The sequence below is a fragment of the Desulfocastanea catecholica genome (genome assembly GCF_054657295.1).
Genome location: NZ_BAAHYZ010000159.1, coordinates 1 through 308, shown reverse-complemented (window position 1 = coordinate 308; position 308 = coordinate 1). Strand labels below are relative to the sequence as shown.

At 43.5% G+C, this 308-nt stretch carries 1 pseudogene; it reads right to left on the bottom strand.

Annotated features, from left to right (window positions below):
- Window positions 1-260: pseudogene (locus ACYQ8U_RS23345) on the bottom strand (MFS transporter); the annotation flags it as partial.
- Between the last annotated feature and the right edge of the window lie 48 nt (window positions 261-308).

Here is a 308-nt window from a genome sequence, read left to right as displayed (position 1 = left end):
TTAAATGCAAAAAAAAGACTAAACTGTCCTTCTGTAAGACCAAACCCATCTATATAAATATAGGAAGCAGAGGCCAGAAAAGCCATGAGAGCAACCGGAGCTAGAGAGAAGATCAGCAACAGGGACGAAAATCCTAGATTTTTTAAGACCACAAAAAGTCTGCACCAGGAGCCGATTACCGAGCCTGTAAATTTCCCAGACAGGGTTTCCTGAAAAATCATCGATCTCAACAACGCTGTAGCCCCAATAGCGGCCAACATAAGAAAGATCGTCCGCCAGGAAGTGTATTTCAACAAGAGTGCACCAAG